Origin of the sequence: Paenibacillus sp. FSL H3-0469 (assembly GCF_038051945.1) — a bacterium.
Lineage (GTDB): Bacteria > Bacillota > Bacilli > Paenibacillales > Paenibacillaceae > Paenibacillus_AQ.
Genome location: NZ_CP150302.1, coordinates 7,255,577 through 7,272,375 on the forward strand (window position 1 = coordinate 7,255,577; position 16,799 = coordinate 7,272,375).

Sequence of the window (16,799 nt, forward strand, 5' to 3'; positions counted from 1 at the left end):
TGGAAAGCCGGAATCCTTTCTGCGGATTCCGGCTTTGTGCTGTATGGCGATCAGGTGCCGCGCAGGGTAGATGGGGCAAAAGCGAATGTATGCGGAAAGCCGAACAATGGCTTGGATTTAACTACATTAATCAGTACGATTACGATTAATTTGTAGTTTTGGGTTTACAAATCGTAATCATTACGATAATATCAATGGAGTTGAATAATAATCGTAAATATTACGAATAAAAACATGCCTAATTTGTTTGTTGAGAGGGGGAGGAACGATGATTTTGTCATCCATCAGGGATGTGGTGTTCGGTTACGGGGATGAGCCGGTCATTGACCGCTTGTCGCTGGATCTGGAGGCTGGACAGTTCATTGGCATTACCGGGCCGAACGGGGCAGCGAAGACAACGCTGCTTAAGCTGATGCTGGGCCTGCTGAAGCCCTGGAGCGGAACGGTTACTCTGAACCGGGAAATTACCGGAGGAGGCAAGCTGGAGGTCGGCTATGTGCCACAGCAGGTAGCTTCCTTCAATGCCGGATTTCCGAGCAAGGTGATTGAGCTGGTCCGTTCCGGCTGTTATTCGGGGCTGGGCTTGTTCCGCCGGTTCACTAAGGAGCAGGAGGCGCTTGTAGAGAGCAGCCTGCGGCAGGTGGAGATGTGGGAGTACCGTAACCGGAGAATCGGCGAGCTGTCCGGCGGACAGAAGCAGCGGATCTGCATCGCCCGCGCGCTGGCCCAGCAGCCGCAGGTACTGGTGCTGGATGAGCCGGTAACGGGGATGGATGCTGCCAGCCGCACCGGGTTCTATGAGCTGATGCGGCATTATGTCAGCCGCCATGGCCGGACCGTCATCATGGTTACACACGGCCTGGAAGAGACAAGCTCTTATCTGGATACCGTGATTACGCTGGAACGCAAGGAGCAGGAGGGCTGGACATGTTTGGTTACGAATTCATGCAACGCGCATTTTGGGCAGGAGGCCTGATCGGACTGATCGGACCCTTGCTTGGAGTCTACTTGATGCTTCGCAGGCAGGTGCTGATGGCCGATACATTGTCTCACGTCTCCCTTGCCGGAGTTGCCCTGGGTTCTGTGCTGGGCTGGAATCCGGCTCTGAGCGGCTTCGCTGTAGCTGTAGCAGGAGGGCTGGTTATTGAGCAGCTGCGCCGCTCTTACCGTACCTACAGCGAGCTTCCGGTAGCCATTATTATGACCTCCGGTCTGGCGCTGGCCGTTGTGCTGATGAGCCTGAAGCAGAATCTGACCAAGAGCTTCAGCTCCTATCTGTTCGGCTCCATCGTTGCTGTAAGTGATACCCAGCTTAAGCTGATTGCCCTGGTGGCCGCAGCCGGTCTTCTCTACTTCATCATTCTGCGCCGCCCGCTGTACAGCCTGACCTTCGACGAAGAGACCGCCGCTATCAGCGGTGTCCATACCGGGTGGTTGTCCTTCTCGTTCGCTGTCCTAACCGGCATGACCGTTGCCGCAGCCATGCCGGTGGTGGGTGTGCTGCTTGTATCGGCTCTGATTGTGCTGCCCGCTTCCATTGCGCTGCGGATGGCCTCAGGCTTCACGGCAGCTATAATAATCTCCGTCAGTGTGGGGCTGACCGGTGTGTTCAGCGGGCTTACAGCTTCCTACTATATCAACACGCCTCCAGGAGGCACGATTGCACTTATTTTGCTGGTATTTCTCCTGCTGGCCATTGCCGTGCAGAAGCTGATCAGGCTGCGCAGCCGCAGCCAGTATTCATCTCAAGCTAATGAAGAAAAGGGGTCTCATAACATATGATGAAATTCAAATCCATAGCAAAGTCCAATTCGTCCGCACCGTCCACATTCAGAATCCGTCAGCTTGCAGCCTTGTCCCTGACTGCCATGCTGGTGATCTCCGGCTGCGGCAACAACACTGCGACCAAAGCTGCTTCTACCAATAGTCCGGCGGCAACACCCTCAGCTGCGGCCGCAGCTTCATCTGTACCTCCAGCGGATAAATTGAACATTAAGGTTAGCTTTTACCCGATGTATGAATTCACAAAAAGCATTACCGGTGACCTTGCCGATGTGGAGGTGCTGGTCCCGCCCGGTGTCGAGCCGCATGACTGGGAACCGACTGCGAAGGATATGGCCGATATTTCGGATGCAGATGTGCTTGTCTACAATGGGGCAGGCATGGAAAGCTGGGCGCAGCAGATTGTGGACGGTGCGGCCGGAAGTGATCTCATTACAATAGAGGCAAGTAAAGGACTCCAGATTATTGAAGGAGCAGAGCATGAACACGATCATGAGCACAACCATGAAGAGGAAGCAGCGGGTGAAGCGGACCATGATCATGAGCACGAACATCAGCAGGATGAATCCACGGCTGAAGAAAGTGATCACGATCACTACCATAATGATTCCGCAGCCGGCGGAGCAGAGCACGAACATGACCATGACCACGACCACGATCATGGCGGGCTTGATCCCCATGTATGGCTGGACCCTGTGATGGCTATCCGGGAGGTTAAGACCATTGAAGCAGCACTATCCGCAGCTTTTCCCGGAAATGCAGCAGCCTTCCACGCTAACAGCGATGCTTATATCGCCAAGCTGGAGAAGCTGGATCAGGATTTCAGAGCCGGGCTTCAGAACACGAAGCGCAAGGACTTTATTACCCAGCATGCCGCCTTTGGTTATCTGGCACAGCAATATGGCTTGACGCAGGTGCCGATTGCAGGACTGTCGCCGGAGCAGGAGCCGTCTGCTGCACAGATGGCCAAAATCGTGGAGTTCGCCAAGGCGAATAAGGTGACTACGATCTTTTTTGAAACCTTGGTCTCCTCCAGTGTCGCCGATACTATTGCCCAGGAAATAGGAGCCAAGACCGCCGTGCTGAACCCAATTGAAGGATTAACAGAGGAAGACGCTGCCCATAATCAAGATTACCTGAGTCTGATGCGGCAGAATCTTGAAGCGCTGATCCAGGCATTGAACGAATAAGAACGAAGGAGCTGATCTATAGTGGCCAAGAAATCCAAGGTTGTGAAGGAACAGAAGCGGCAGGAGCTGGTGGCGAAGTACGCTGACAAGCGCAGAGAGCTGAAGGCGGCAGGCGATGTGATGGCACTGCAGAAGCTGCCCCGGGATTCCTCAGCCACCCGCCAAAAGAACAGATGCAGCGTGTCCGGCAGACCGCGGGGCTATCTGAGTACATTCAAGATATCCCGGATCGTCTTCCGTGAGCTGGCGCATAAGGGGCAAATTCCGGGCGTTACCAAGTCCAGCTGGTAGGCTGTCAACTTCATAGATGCTATAACGGCAAGACGGCTGATCTCTCTGTGCTACAGGAGCCAGCCGTTTTGCTGTGTCCATAGACTTTGCCGGATCGGGCAGAGTGGACTATGATAGGAGGATAGTATTGTCCTACAGAAGGAGGCTTACCTGTGAGCTATACCGATACTTTTATCCGGATTGCAGAAGATTGCCCGGTGGAGACCGGAACCATCCCTGTCTCTGATCGTCCGCTCCCGCCTGCTCATGTTATCCAGTATCATCTGCTGGCCGGCTCACCTTACCGTTATAACCATGAAGAACTGCTGTACCAGGTGTATGTGCGGCACAAGGCCATTCCCGAAGAAGAGCATGAATCGCGCCGGGAGGAGATCTGGGCAGCGCTGTTCTCGAAGAATCATCCGTGCCTGCGGGCCTCCATGCTGCCCAAGAAATACGGCTGGGGTGTCCACTACGATGCTGAGGGGAAGATTGCACTCTATGCCAAAGAGTCTCCAGAGTATGATTATTACACTACCGGGGATGAAGCTGGAGTGAAGCTGCTGAATGCCATGCGGAATAAGCGGCGTTAATCTTTAGACCACGCAGGATCATATTCTGAACACAGAAAGAAGGAGCAGCATGACAGAGTACTGGAGTAAAAGATTTGCGCAGGAGGGGATGATCTGGGGGAGTGAGCCAAGCCCGTCGGCAGAATGGGCGAAGCGGAAATTCAAGGAGGCAGGAGTATCCACTGTGCTTGTTCCAGGTGCCGGCTATGGGCGGAATACCAAGGTGTTCTCTGCTGATTTTACAGTATACGGCATAGAATTAAGTGAACCAGCGCTTGCGCTGGGGGCAGCCTGGGACCTGGGAACTAGCTTTATTGCAGGCTCGGCACTGGAGCCGCAGCTGGGGCAGCCTGTGGATGCCGTATACTGCTATGATGTTCTGCATTTATTCCTCGCCGGGGACCGCCGCAGGCTGATTGAGACCAGTCTCAGTCAGGTCAGGACCGGAGGACTGCTCTACTTCACCAGCTTCTCTGATGAAGACCCCCATAACGGCTGCGGGAGAGAGCTGGAGCCGGGCACTTTTGAAGACAAAGAGGATAAGTATGCCCACTTCTTCAGCGATGCCGATTTGCGGGAGCATTTTGCCGGGACAGAGATTGTGGAGACAGGTTCGTTTACCGAATCACTACAGAGCCCGCAGGGCGGGATTCATCAATACATACTAAGAACGATCCTTGCGCTTAAAAGGTAGCTGCCTTCTGAGACAGAAACGCCAACATGGCCCCTCCCTGCGGCGAGAAGGACCTTACTGTGAACCTGATGCTGTGTGTGATCCCTCTTCTTCCTGCGGCTTCCTAATTAATGAAGTTAATGCAGCTCGCAGTCTGCGAACAGGATATGCCGGGGAATGCGGAAGAAGTTCTCGGCTTTCTCCTGAAGCGCCAGGGTAGGCAGATGACAATGGTGCAGCCACTTGCGGAAGGTGCCGGGATGGACGCCGATCCAGATGCTGACATCGGTTACAGAGAAATCATAAACCATGCAGAGTCCGGTCAGAATCGCGTTGTGCTGCGGTGAATGGGCGAGCGTTCTTTTCATGAAACGGGATGGGGTCGGCTGGCACACAATCGGACTTTGCCGCAGAAGAGCTTCATTGAACAGGATATGGGGCGGATAGCCTAAATGGCGGCAGACCTTGTCCAGATTGGTTCTGGAGGGAATGCGTCCTTCATAGACCCATGCGCTTACGCTGCGTGAGGAGACGGAGAGCTCTTCTGCGAGCCGGGAGAGCTTCATGTCCTTGGCCATCAGGATGGCCAGCAGAACGCGGTTGCGGATCTGGCTGCGTTTGGGGCGGCGAAATCTTTTGACCCGTACGCCTTGTCCAAGATATTTGCGGTTGATCAGAGACCAGGCCTGAATTTTATGTGTTTCTTGCTGATTTTTAGCCATAATACCTCCGGGTGTACTGATTTAATGAAGTGACGGATCATCTAGTTTAACTGTTATGACTTTACCATTTCATCACGGCATTCGTCCAGAGTGCAAAGCTCCTGTTTTGGTCATGAACCAAGATTGTTTCAGTAATGCTGCGGTTTATGATATATTTTGAGTAATCCATTTCACATTAATCAGGCTGGGAGCGGGATAGATGATCAAGCATATTGTTTTCTTCAAATTAAAGGACCGGTCCCGAGGCAAGGTCGCAGAGACGGTTGCAGTCCTCCGTAATATGGAAGGAAGAATTCCGCAGCTGCTGTCCATTGAAGTCGGGGCCGATCTGATTCACTCGGAGCGTTCGTTCGATATCGCCCTGGTCACGGTTGTTGCCTCGATGGAGGATTTGCAGGCGTATCAGGTGCATCCGGCCCACAAGGAAGTCATTGCCCATATCAACGAGGTCAAGGAGCTGTCGGTAGCGGTCGATTACGAGATCTGAGACTGCACGTACTTGCAAGGCTGGAACTCATTAATCACGGAAAGCGGTGAGCGGAATGCGCGAGCTTGAGTATCCGATGGAAGCTTTGACGTATCTGATTGTTTTTATGGCGGCATGTGTCGTGATGGTGTTCTGGCTGAAGCGCCGGGGCAGGCGGGGGAAATAACGGCAGTTCATGTTAGGTAAGGTCAATAAATACCGCAGGGTGGAGGGTCAGCTGTGTATTATGTCAACCGGAAGCAAATAGAAGTTATTCTTGAACAGATTCCTGATCTTAAGCTAGGTCTAACACATGCAGCTTCTTCCTGGGACGGCAGTACGCTGCTGGGTCTGGTGCAGGAACGGTGCTTGCATCTGGCCGTTGAAGTCGTGACGGATGTGGGCAGCTGTCTGATTGACGGGTTCATTATGCGTGATGCCGGAAGCTACGAGGATATTATATCCATTATTCATGAGGAAAAGGTGCTGGGAGACAGCGGGATCTACGAGGATCTGACTTCACTTGTAGCCTTGCGCAAGCCGCTGGTTCAGGATTATTTCGTGTGGGAACGTAAGAAGCTGCACCCTATGACCCTGACGCTGCCGGATATTCTGGAGAAGTTCGCCTGTGAGGTGCGCAGGTATCTGGATCAGGAGCTGGGCAGCGGGGTCACGGGCTAGCTGAAGCCGGAGCCGTGTGCATATAGACAGAAAGGAGGTCCTTTATGGCGAAGAAGAGTCAGGAGAGCGGTTCAACCCGGCGGATGATTATGACGCTGCTGAAGATGAGAGGTCCGCTGACGATCAGCGCTCTTGCTGAGGAATTGGGAATTACCGAGATGGGTGTCCGCCGCCATGTACTTCAGCTGGAGCAGGAGTCGCTTGTAAGAACCAAGGTCGTGCGCCAGGCCATGGGACGTCCGATGCATGTATATTCGCTTACCGAGCGGGCGGAGGATCATTTTCCCAAAAGCTATCACAATCTGGCGCTGGAGCTGCTGCGGGAGCTGGACCACGGGAGCGGAGTGGATGCGGTCAATATGCTGTTTGAAGGCCGTAAGCGGCGGATGCTTGCCCAGTACAGCCCTATGATGCAGAGCCGTGAGCTGGAGGAACGGGTTGCGGAGCTGTCAACGATTCAGAATGCCGGGGGCTATATGGCGGAGTGGAGCAAGGAAGAGGACGGCTCGTACACACTGCGGGAGTATAATTGTCCCATCCGTCAGGTAGCTGCCCAGTACCGCAAGGCCTGCCAGTGCGAGCAGCATTTGTTCGAGGAGCTGCTGGAGGCGAAGGTGACCCGCAGTGAGTGTATGGCGGAGGGCGGCCAATGCTGCCGGTATGCTATCACGCCGAATCCCAAGCAGAAAACTTCCGAAATCAAGGGCTGAGCAGTCACAGGACATCCTCTCTATGCTTATGATATAGCAGAAATAGGCGATCGCCCGGGTGGCCGGGCAGAGGCACAATAGAATCCAAAGGAGAGATTGATGATGAAAAAAGATAGCAAAAGCTTGCTCTGGGGCGTACTTGCCGGCAGTATTGTAGGATCGGTGACAGCGCTGCTGTTCGCCCCTAAGCCGGGTAAGGAGCTGCGTAAGGATATTGCCGAAGGCACAACGGAAGCGGTGGATAAGGTTCAGGTGATTGCCGGCCAGGCCAGCGAGAAGACTACAGAAATCTATGGTAAGGCTAAAGAAGCGGTAGTCTCGGTGGCGCATGAGGTGAAGGAATGGAGCAAGTCCGCTAAATGTGCGGTGGAAGAAGCCGATGTAGCCACAGTAAGCGGTATTGCTGAGCAGGCTGTAGAGGTCACAGATGCAGTGGAAGCTGTAAAAGATGAGATCGCTGCTTATGAAGCTGCGGAGCAAGCTGCCGTGGCTGACGCTGAGATCGAAGCTGTGACTGGTACAGATACGGCTGTAGCTGAAGCTATCGAGGATGGCAAGACCGCAGGGAAGCTATCCTAAGCTTGATGTAAAAGATATGGAGCCGTTTTCCGCTGAACAGGCGGGAGGCGGCTTTTGCGTGTTACGGCAGGCTTCGGGTGGGTCTGTATTATGGCTCCTCTAGCTCCCTACTTGAACTGAACCCGTAAATGGAGTATTATCTGCAATTGGGGCTGAAATCCTGGTACACATTATTCCAGCCTTACATAAGCTACACAAAACGAGTTAAAGGATGCGGTGTGTTCGTGCAGCAGGCAATAGCAATATTAGACTCAGGCGTCGGAGGATTGACCGTTGTCAAGGAAGTGATGCGACAGCTCCCCCGGGAGAAAATCATCTATTTCGGCGATACGGCAAGAGCCCCGTACGGACCCCGTTCCACTGAGGAAGTGAAATTGTTCACTGAACAAATCGTGGACTACTTAATTCAATTTAATCCTAAAATGATCGTCATTGCTTGCAACACAGCAACAGCAGCAGCTCTTGATTATATCTCCGCCAAGGTAGCCATTCCTGTGATCGGAGTCATTCACCCCGGTGCCCGCGCTGCCATCAGCGCCTCCAAGAGCGGACAGGTCGGCGTGATCGGGACTATCGGTACGATTACAAGCGGTGCCTATACGGCGGCACTGAAGCAGCTGTCTCCCTTTGTTCAGGTGGTCAGCCAGGCTTGCCCGGCGCTTGTGCCCTTCGTGGAGCAGGGGTTATTCCGCTCGGAGGAGAGCCATCTGGCGGTGGCTGAATCACTGAACGGCATCAAATACGAGCCGATTGACACACTGATTCTAGGCTGCACTCATTATCCTTTCCTGGTCGAGCCGATCGGCAAGGTGATGGGACCCGGCGTCAAGCTGATCAGCTCGGCGGATGAGACGGCGCGGGAAATCAGCACTATCCTTTACGATAAAGGCCAGCTGGCACGCGGGGATGAGAGTCCGATTCACCAGTTCTTCTGCAGCGGAGATGCGGAGATCTTCCAGCGGATCGCCCGGGACTGGCTGGGCGAGCAGATCAGCCGGACGCCCGTTGTATGGCAAGTATCCACTCTGTAGGATGAGAGCATTACAGCGGCGAACTGAATAGGGACAAACCCCTTGCAGGGAATGTCCGGAAGATGAGACCGGGAGGGCTTCCCGGTCTTTTGCTGTTACATTTCCACATGACCCGCTGCTGTTGCTCATATACTAGGCGTGAGGGCCGGGTCTCGTATATCTTCACTGAGGATGTAAAGGACGCCGGCACAAGAGGGCCGGGAGGATGAGACCTATGCAGCAATACATTGCCCGCAGGGGAGACACCGTAAGCCGTATCGCCGCAAGACACGGATTGACACCGGAGCATGTCATTCAAGGAAATCCATGGGCTGGAAGCCAGCCCTACTTATATCCGGGCCAGGTGCTGTTTCTGCCGTCTGCACCGCGCAAGCGGTATGCGGTGCAGACGGGGGACGATGCGCAGAGCATCGCGTCCTTGTTCGGGGTGGGCGCAGATGAGCTGGAGATGCTGAATCCCGGGGTAAGCTCGGGACGTATCTGTCTGCCGGGTAAGGTGCTGGTGATTCCGGCGCTCACACGGGGGACGGAGGTCTATCTGCGCGGAGAATACGGACCGGCTGAGATAGAAGCGGATGCTGCAAGGCTTGCGGTCCGCTATTCTTGTGTCAGCAGCGAAGTTATAGGCCACAGTGTACTCGGCAAGCCGCTCCGCCTGCTGCGGATCGGCAGCGGCCCGCGCCACCTGCATGTGAATGCCGCGCTGCATGCCAACGAATGGCTGACGGCCCCATGTCTGATGCGCTTCATAGAAGAATATGCTGCCGCATATGAATCAGGCAAGGACTGGCACGGACGTCAGCCTGCGGACTGGCACCGGGACTGGACGCTCTGGGCCGTGCCGATGGCAAATCCCGACGGCGTCGAACTGGTGCAGGAAGGGGCGATGCCGGACCATCCTCATTATGCGCAGCTGATGAGGTGGAACTGCGGCAGGCGCAGCTTCCGGCACTGGAAGGCGAACATCCGCGGCGTCGATCTGGGGGACCAATTCCCCGCACACTGGGAGGAGGAACGTGCCCGGCGGCAGGTGCCCGGCCCGGCTCCGCGCGATTACAGTGGCCTTGCACCGCTTAGTGAGCCGGAGGCGGCGGCGCTGGCGGCGCTGGCTGAGCGTGTTCCGGGCGATGCGGCCGTCTCGCTGCACAGCCAGGGGGCTGAGATCTACTGGAACTACCGGGGCTATGAGCCGCCGGAGAGTAAGGATTGGTCAGTTAAGCTGGCAGCGGCCAGCGGCTACCGGGCGGTGGAATTGACCGGCAGCGACGCCGGATACAAGGACTGGTTCATCGAGCGCTTCCGCAAGCCGGGCTTCACCGTCGAGCTGGGAGTGGGGAAGAATCCGCTGCCCCTGGCTGATTTTGAGGATATGGCGCTGGACACAGGCCTAATTCTCAGTGCGATTCTGTCAAATTTGAAATAAAAATGAAACAATCTCTGCAAATTTGCGTAAGATAACAGCAAAGGGCACGGCCGCAATCCTGACCAACTGATGCTTTGCGGCTGTATCCTTTTTTTGCGTGGGAATAAAGAGCACAAATGCTCCTGATTTCAGCAAAAGTCGGTGCGACCCCCTTATCCCGGAGTCCTCCGTATCAAATCAGTACTTATCGTAGATATGCTCTTTATTTCGCTTTTTCTCTCGGCCAGAAGAAGCGGGAGCGGTCTTCTTGGGTCAGGACCCACTCCGCAAACGTAGCTGGCGGCATGTTCCGAAGGCTCGTATGCATTCTGCGGTTGTTGTAAAAGTCCATGTACCGGTCCACCGCTTCATAGGCCTCTTCGAACGTGTCGAATGCCTCTTTGCGGAACAAATCCCGGTCAATATTACTGTGGAACGATTCAATAAAAGCGTTTAAATCCGGCGTTCGAGGCGGAATGCGTTCATGGGTCATTTCCCAGCTTTCACACATGTCGCCAAACAGGTGGCTGACGAACTGTGGGCCGTTGTCGGTGCGGATCACCGGGCGTACGCTGCCAGGGGCGCAGTGTTGCTCCATGGCGCGTCCCAGCGTCTGGCAGGCGTGCTTGGCCTCACACGACGATCCGCGGTGGTAGCCGACGATGACACGGGTAAACACATCGATAATGCTCAGGACAAAGAAATGCCGGTCCCGGCCCGCCACGTACCCGTACTTAATGTCCATCTGCCAGAGCTGGCCTGCTCCGGTAATGACCCGGTTCTCCGGCAGCTTCCGGGGATGCTTAAAACGCTTGTGACGCTGCGGCTGCAGGATATCCAGCGCCTGACACAGCCGGTAACTTTTCTTGTGATTGAGCTTTAAACGGTGCTGGTTCCACAAGCACTTGGCCAGCAGTTTGTATCCGTACACGTGCTCTTCTCCAGCGATTAATTCCAGCAGCCATTCCTGGATTTCCTCGTCGCTAATTTTCGCTCCAGACTCGGTCAGAGAGTAGCCGGGTACGGGTCTTCCGCGCCCCTGGAGTACGGCCTGTGCATCCTGTGACTTGCGTTTCTTACGGTCGTAGTACGTGGACTCTGCGAGCCCGATGAGACGTAGTACCAACGCTGCGGAATATCCCTGCTTAATGAACATCTCGGCTACCTCGATTTTTTCGGATAAGCAGGGGTTGGCTTTTTTAGCAGTTCACGCAGAATCTCAATCTCTAACTCCTTTTCACCGAGCATCTTGACCGCCTTCTCATATTTCTGCTCGACCTCTACCAGGCGCTTCAGTTCCTCTACCTGCTCCTGGGGGTACGGATGATCTTGTTCTCCATGGGCTTCCCGGTAATCCCTCACCCACTGATTCACCGTGGACGGAGTCACCCCATACTTTCGGGCAACCACCGCCGCCTTAATGCCAGATAACACCTCTTGCGCTGCCTTCTCTCTTGTTCCTGTTAAGTGTCCCATACCGTTCATCCTCCTCCTATCTCTAGTCTACATTTTTGTGGGGGAGGACTCCAACTTCATTAGGGGGCTGTGGAGAAGTGGGCTAGGTAAGCAAATGAAGTGTATAAATCCCTTTGAATTCCTCAAAAGTGAGCTAGGTAAGCAAATGAAGTGTATAAATCCCTTTGAATTCCTCAAAAGTGAGCTAGGCGAGCAAATGAAGTGTATAAATCCCTTTGAATTCCTCAAAAGTGAGCTAGGCGAGCAAATGAAGTGTATAAATCCCTTTGAATTCCTCAAAAGTGAGCCAGGCGAGCAAATGAAGTGTATAAATCCCTCTGATTTCCCTAAAAGTGGGCTAGTTGAGCAAATGTAATGTACAAATCCCTCAGGATCGGCTGATCATCCAACCCAGCCCCATCAGCCCGCCCACATCACCCCCAAAGAGTCAAAATAATACACATCAACCCGTATGAAAGCTATACCGTACTCACAAAAGTCTCTTGCTAAAATTAGTACATAGAAGAGTGGCAGACGGCTTCAGCACAAGAGGGATGTCTGCCGGGAAAGTGAGGGCCTTATGGAGAACGGAACATATACACTTAAAAGTAAACCCATCCCGCTGAATACCGCCTACGACGTCATTGTTGTCGGAGGCGGTCCGGCGGGCTGTACCGCCGCAGCGGCGGCGGCAAGAGAAGGGGCGCGGACCCTGCTGGTTGAAGCGACCGGCAGCCTGGGCGGAATGGGAACCTCAGGCCTGGTACCGGCCTGGTGCCCCTTCTCAGATAAAGAGAAGATGGTCTACCGGGGTCTGGCGGCCAAGGTGTTCAATAATCTGAAAGCACAAATGCCGCACGTGCCGGAGGAAGCGATGGACTGGGTGCCGATCGAGCCGGAGAAGCTCAAGCGGGTCTATGACGATCTCGTAACGGAGTCCGGTGCGCATATCCTGTTCCTGACCACCCTTGCGGATGTGGACAGAGACGACAACGGCAACATCACCACCCTCCTCCTCCTGAACAAAGGAGGTCTGCAGGCCTTCCGTGCGGCTGTCTATGTCGATTGCACGGGGGACGGTGATGTCGCCGCATGGGCCGGAGCCGAGTACCAGATGGGGGACGAAGCGACCGGCGAGCTTCAGCCGGCGACCCACTGCTTCATCCTTGGCAACGTGGATGATTACGCTTATCAGAATGGGCCGAAGCTGCATGCGGAGAACCCGCACAGCCCGATCCATGAGGCTGTCCGGTCGGGGGAATATCCGGCAATTCCGGACACCCATTTGTGCAACAACCTGGTTGCTCCGCGTGCCGTAGGCTTCAATGCCGGGCATCTCTGGGGAGTCGATAATACGAATCCCTTCTCCGTATCCGGGGCACTGGTAGAGGGGCGTAAGCTGGCAGCTGCCTACCGGGATATGCTGGCCGCTGTGCACCCCGCAGCCTTCAGCAATGCGGTTGTCATGAGCACGGGTACACTGATCGGAACACGGGAATCCCGGCGGATTACTGGCGATTACGTTCTGACGGCGGAGGATTACATCTCCCGCCGGAGCTTTGAAGATGAGATCTGCCGTAACAGCTACTTCATCGATGTGCACGGCACACAGAAGGAGCAGCAGAGCGGCGTCGGGTCGAGCCAAGCCATTACGCTCTACGGGCCCGGAGAATCACACGGCATACCGTACCGTTGCCTTACGCCGCGCGGGCTGCGCAATGTGCTGGTCGCCGGCCGCTCGATCTCCTGCGACCGCAGGGTGCTCGGCAGCGTCCGGGTGATGCCAGTCTGTCTGGCGATGGGCGAAGCTGCCGGACTCGCTGCAGCCCTGGCTGCCGCTCATGGCGGCGGCGATGTGCATGCCGTGGATGTCTCCCGGCTGCGCAGCCGTCTGAGGGAAGAGGGCGGCTATCTGCCGGATATGGAAGCAGAAACTGCAGGGGAGAGAATACGATGAGTGAATCTGCGGTTACGCGAAAAACGGCCAAGCCCGCAGCCGGCACGTATTGGACGCGCAAGAGACGGGAGCAGCTCGCCGGATGGCTGTTCATTGCGCCGGAGGTCATCGGGATGCTGGTCATCGCGGTGTTCCCGCTGCTGTTCAGCCTGTTCCTCAGTCTGACGGAGTGGAATCTGGTCGGCGGGTTGTCGGCAATCAACTTTGTGGGCCTCGATAACTTTATCGAGCTGTTCAGAGACAACCGCTTCCTGCTGGCCCTGAAGAATAACGTACTGTTTACCGTGGGCACCGTGCCGGTCACGATGCTGTTGGGTGTAGTGCTCTCAGCGCTGATTCATAAGAAGCTGTATGCCAAGACGTTTTTCAAGGTCGCTTTTTTTGTACCGTATATCTGTTCCACGGTAGCCATCGCCGCAGTTTGGCAGGCACTCTACCATCCGTCCAAAGGGCCGGTCAATCAGATTCTGATGCAGCTTGGGGTCTCCGAACCGCCGCGCTGGCTGGTCGATACCAGCTTCTCGCTGATTGCTATTATGATTATCTATGTCTGGCAGCTGCTGGGCTATCAGATGATTATTTTCCTGGCGGGAATGACGAATATTCCCGAGGAACTGTATGAGGCGGCGACAATTGACGGGGCCAGCGGGATCGGACAGTTCCGGCGGATTACGCTGCCGCTGCTGGGGCCGACTACCTTTTTCCTGGCGATCACGAGCACGATCTCTTCCTTCAAAATCTTCGATATGATCAAGTTCCTGACCAGCGGCGGTCCCAACTATTCCAGTACTGTTATCGTGTACCAGATCTATGAGGAAGGCTTCGAGCGCTTCAAAATGGGCTACGCCTCGGCGATGTCCTGGGTGCTGTTCCTGATCATTATGCTGGTGACCTCCATTACCTGGATGACCCAGAACCGTAAAGTCCATTACTAGCCCAAGGCGAAAGGAACGAAAGGCAATGACAATGAAAAAACTTAAGCCCGGCAATCTGATCTTCACGGTCCTGTTCGCTCTGTGCTCGGTATTCTTCCTGATGCCGCTGGTGTGGATGCTGTCGGCCGCCTCGAAGACGGAGAAGGAGGTCTGGACCTTCCCGATTCAGTGGATTCCTACGGACTGGAATCTAATCGCCAACTTCAAGGCAGTCTGGATGGGTGATGTGGCATTTGGATTATTCTATATGAATTCGCTCAAAATCGCCCTGATCTCCACCCTGGCGACCATCGTCATCTCGGCCATGGCCGGGTATGCGCTCGCCAAGCTGAATTTCAAAGGCCGGGCGCTGATCTTCACTCTGATGCTGGCATTCATGATGATTCCCGAGCAGGCCACGCTTGTTCCGCGCTATATTATGATTAAGGAACTCGGCCTCTACGACTCTCATGCCGCGCTGATTCTGATGGGGATGTTCTCCAGCTACTTCACCTTCCTGCTGCGCCAGTTCATGATCGGCATTCATAATGATATGCTGGAAGCGGCCGAGCTGGACGGCGCCGGGTTCTTGCGCATCTTCTGGAGTGTCGTGCTGCCGCTGAGCCGCCCGATTCTGGCGACCGTAGGGATCATTAAGTTCATCTGGACCTGGAATGATTACCAGGGGCCGCTGATCATGCTGAATTCGACCAAGCTGTATACGATTCCGCTGGGGATGCAATTTTTCAAAGAGGAATTCGGCACGCAGATCTCCGTCATGATGATGGCCTCCGTGGCTGCAATTCTGCCGCTGCTGGTCCTGTTCCTGATCCTCCAGAAGCAGGTCATTAACGGAATTGCCATCGGCGGGGTCAAAGGATAAAGGTCAAAAAAGTGTACGCGCACACCGCATAGCTGTACACGGTGTGCGCGGGGCTTCAATTGTATAATGAGCTTGCAAAACATAAAACTAGGGGGAATTGCTGTGAAGAAACTATCAATCATGCTCGCCAGTGTGATGCTTATGCTCTCGGTCACTGCGTGCGGCGGAAATGGCGGGAACGGGGCGGGCAGCTCAGCGGCCACCGATGCGCCGGGGTCTGCGTCAGCTGAACCGGGTACTGGAAGCAGCGGCACAGACGGGACGGCTGGCAAAGCCAAGATCAAATTCTACACCTTCAAAGCCGATAAGCCGGAGGAGCCCATCTACCAGGCCGTTCAGGCATATAACGAAGCTCAGGATAAAGTGGAAGTGGAATATGAATCCCTGGTCCAGAACAGCGACAGCACGGATTTCATGAAGAAGCTGGATATTCTGGTCGCAGGCGGTGAAGTGGTCGATGTGTTCATGACCGGGAACGAGGATGAGCTGCTGGAGCGTGCTTCGCGGGGAGTTGTGGAACCGCTTAACTCCTTTTTTGAACAGGAGAGTATTAAACCCGAGGATGAATATTCCAAGCTGCTGAAGCTGGAGGATAAGGTCTACGGCATTCTGCCCAGCTCCACGCAGTGGCTGACGGTCTTCAACAAGGATCACCTGGAAGCCGCAGGGCTGACCCTGCCTGAGATGGGCTGGACCTGGGATGATTTCCGCGACTATGCCAAGAAGCTGACCACTCCGGAGCATTACGGAACGTACTTCCACACCTGGGGCGAATATCCGAACATTATCGCATACACCGAGAAGCCGCATCCGCAGCTTAGCGCCGACTTGAAGCCGATTTTTGACGATCCGTCCTTCGAATACTTCTTCAACCTCCGCCGCACGATGGAGAAGGAAGATAAGAGCGCGGAGCCGTATGCCGATGTACTGGCCTCGAACTATCATGTGCTGCAGCAATTTTTTGCCGGTAATGCCAGTATGCTTGCGGTGCCAAGCTATGCTGTCCGGGCGGCGCTGAACCTGGAGAAATTCCCGCATGAGTTCCAGAGCATGTACGCCCCGCTGCCGCGTTCGGTGGACAGTAAGGAGCTGGGCATGACGAATATTTCCGGCGGAGGCCTGGCCATGGGCGCGAAATCAGCGAACAAGGAAGCCTCGTACGACTTCATCCGCTGGATGTCGAAGGAATCCTACAAGTTCACCAAGGAGATTCCTTCGTTCAAGGGAGTGGACGGAGCGGAGCTGATCAACAGCTTTTTCGGGGAAAATACAGACCTGATCGATACCGCCTCCCTCACCAAGACGCTGTTCGATCCGAATATTAAAATGCCTGACTCCTTCAGCGTGCCGTACGGCAGCGAACTGAAAGCGATTGTGGAGAACGGCTTCGCCAGCTTCATTCTGGATAACCGCAGCTTCGATGAGGTCAAGAATGAGATGACAGCGGAAGTCGAGAAGGTAGTTTCTGCCAATCAGAAATAACGGATGAAGTGCAAGGGCAGCAGTGATTTT

The 16,799-nt window shown here is 54.8% G+C and carries 19 protein-coding genes; 16 read left to right on the forward strand and 3 right to left on the reverse strand.

Annotated elements, in window-relative coordinates; all coding sequences use genetic code 11:
• The first annotated feature begins 268 nt into the window (after window positions 1-268).
• From NSS83_RS31390 to NSS83_RS31415, 6 genes are all read left to right on the forward strand, one after another.
• The gene (locus NSS83_RS31390) at window positions 269-976 is read left to right on the forward strand and encodes a metal ABC transporter ATP-binding protein (RefSeq protein ID WP_341186731.1); all 708 of its coding nucleotides are present in this window, start codon (window positions 269-271) and stop codon (window positions 974-976) included.
• Window positions 922-1,782, forward strand: a complete 861-nt coding sequence (locus NSS83_RS31395; RefSeq protein WP_341348790.1) for a metal ABC transporter permease — start codon at window positions 922-924, stop codon at window positions 1,780-1,782. The genes NSS83_RS31390 and NSS83_RS31395 overlap by 55 nt, the downstream gene beginning before the upstream one ends.
• Window positions 1,779-2,972 (forward strand): metal ABC transporter substrate-binding protein, encoded by a 1,194-nt coding sequence (locus NSS83_RS31400; RefSeq protein ID WP_341347252.1) that lies wholly within the window; start codon window positions 1,779-1,781, stop codon window positions 2,970-2,972. The genes NSS83_RS31395 and NSS83_RS31400 overlap by 4 nt, the downstream gene beginning before the upstream one ends.
• A 21-nt stretch (window positions 2,973-2,993) precedes the next feature.
• Window positions 2,994-3,263, forward strand: a complete 270-nt coding sequence (gene rpsN, locus NSS83_RS31405) for a 30S ribosomal protein S14 (RefSeq protein WP_076078385.1) — start codon at window positions 2,994-2,996, stop codon at window positions 3,261-3,263.
• Between the two features lie 152 nt (window positions 3,264-3,415).
• Window positions 3,416-3,835: a DUF6157 family protein gene (locus NSS83_RS31410; protein WP_341347253.1), complete on the forward strand. Its 420-nt coding sequence runs from the start codon at window positions 3,416-3,418 to the stop codon at window positions 3,833-3,835.
• Between the two features lie 49 nt (window positions 3,836-3,884).
• Window positions 3,885-4,508 (forward strand): class I SAM-dependent methyltransferase, encoded by a 624-nt coding sequence (locus NSS83_RS31415; protein ID WP_341347254.1) that lies wholly within the window; start codon window positions 3,885-3,887, stop codon window positions 4,506-4,508.
• A gap of 116 nt (window positions 4,509-4,624) precedes the next feature.
• On the opposite strand, the gene NSS83_RS31420 is transcribed toward NSS83_RS31415, so the two are convergent.
• Window positions 4,625-5,209 (reverse strand): helix-turn-helix transcriptional regulator, encoded by a 585-nt coding sequence (locus NSS83_RS31420; RefSeq protein WP_036702276.1) that lies wholly within the window; start codon window positions 5,207-5,209, stop codon window positions 4,625-4,627.
• A gap of 199 nt (window positions 5,210-5,408) precedes the next feature.
• Here NSS83_RS31420 and NSS83_RS31425 point away from each other — a divergent pair, with 199 nt between their 5' ends.
• The 6 genes from NSS83_RS31425 to NSS83_RS31450 all read left to right on the forward strand — a co-directional run bounded on the left by NSS83_RS31425 (window position 5,409) and on the right by NSS83_RS31450 (window position 10,099).
• Complete coding sequence (locus NSS83_RS31425) at window positions 5,409-5,696, forward strand: Dabb family protein (protein WP_341347255.1); 288 nt, start codon at window positions 5,409-5,411, stop codon at window positions 5,694-5,696.
• A 219-nt stretch (window positions 5,697-5,915) separates the two neighbouring features.
• On the forward strand, window positions 5,916-6,356 hold the full coding sequence (locus NSS83_RS31430; protein ID WP_341347256.1) for a HepT-like ribonuclease domain-containing protein: 441 nt from the start codon (window positions 5,916-5,918) through the stop codon (window positions 6,354-6,356).
• A 44-nt stretch (window positions 6,357-6,400) separates the two neighbouring features.
• Entirely contained in the window at window positions 6,401-7,066 is a 666-nt protein-coding gene (locus tag NSS83_RS31435; protein WP_036702271.1) for a metalloregulator ArsR/SmtB family transcription factor, read from the forward strand.
• Window positions 7,067-7,165: 99 nt separating this feature from the next.
• Complete coding sequence (locus NSS83_RS31440) at window positions 7,166-7,645, forward strand: YtxH domain-containing protein (protein WP_084649125.1); 480 nt, start codon at window positions 7,166-7,168, stop codon at window positions 7,643-7,645.
• Window positions 7,646-7,869: 224 nt separating this feature from the next.
• Window positions 7,870-8,676 (forward strand): glutamate racemase, encoded by an 807-nt coding sequence (gene racE, locus NSS83_RS31445; protein ID WP_341186725.1) that lies wholly within the window; start codon window positions 7,870-7,872, stop codon window positions 8,674-8,676.
• A 214-nt stretch (window positions 8,677-8,890) separates the two neighbouring features.
• The gene (locus tag NSS83_RS31450; RefSeq protein WP_341186724.1) at window positions 8,891-10,099 is read left to right on the forward strand and encodes a M14 family zinc carboxypeptidase; all 1,209 of its coding nucleotides are present in this window, start codon (window positions 8,891-8,893) and stop codon (window positions 10,097-10,099) included.
• Window positions 10,100-10,301: 202 nt separating this feature from the next.
• On the opposite strand, the gene NSS83_RS31455 is transcribed toward NSS83_RS31450, so the two are convergent.
• On the reverse strand, window positions 10,302-11,234 hold the full coding sequence (locus tag NSS83_RS31455; RefSeq protein WP_341182892.1) for an IS3 family transposase: 933 nt from the start codon (window positions 11,232-11,234) through the stop codon (window positions 10,302-10,304).
• Window positions 11,235-11,239: 5 nt separating this feature from the next.
• A complete protein-coding gene (locus NSS83_RS31460) occupies window positions 11,240-11,554 on the reverse strand; it encodes a helix-turn-helix domain-containing protein (protein ID WP_340750738.1) in 315 nt (104 codons plus the stop codon).
• 559 nt (window positions 11,555-12,113) lie between these two features.
• Between NSS83_RS31460 and NSS83_RS31465 the strand changes: the two genes are divergently transcribed.
• The 4 genes from NSS83_RS31465 to NSS83_RS31480 all read left to right on the forward strand — a co-directional run bounded on the left by NSS83_RS31465 (window position 12,114) and on the right by NSS83_RS31480 (window position 16,769).
• Window positions 12,114-13,490: an FAD-dependent oxidoreductase gene (locus tag NSS83_RS31465; RefSeq protein ID WP_341186723.1), complete on the forward strand. Its 1,377-nt coding sequence runs from the start codon at window positions 12,114-12,116 to the stop codon at window positions 13,488-13,490.
• Window positions 13,487-14,425 carry a sugar ABC transporter permease gene (locus tag NSS83_RS31470; protein ID WP_036702264.1) on the forward strand — a complete coding sequence of 313 codons (939 nt, stop codon included), beginning with the start codon at window positions 13,487-13,489 and terminating at the stop codon, window positions 14,423-14,425. Before NSS83_RS31465 ends, NSS83_RS31470 begins: the two co-directional genes overlap by 4 nt.
• 25 nt (window positions 14,426-14,450) lie before the next feature.
• On the forward strand, window positions 14,451-15,287 hold the full coding sequence (locus NSS83_RS31475) for a carbohydrate ABC transporter permease (RefSeq protein WP_341347257.1): 837 nt from the start codon (window positions 14,451-14,453) through the stop codon (window positions 15,285-15,287).
• Between the two features lie 102 nt (window positions 15,288-15,389).
• Window positions 15,390-16,769 carry an extracellular solute-binding protein gene (locus NSS83_RS31480; RefSeq protein ID WP_076157689.1) on the forward strand — a complete coding sequence of 460 codons (1,380 nt, stop codon included), beginning with the start codon at window positions 15,390-15,392 and terminating at the stop codon, window positions 16,767-16,769.
• The last annotated feature ends 30 nt before the right edge of the window (window positions 16,770-16,799 follow it).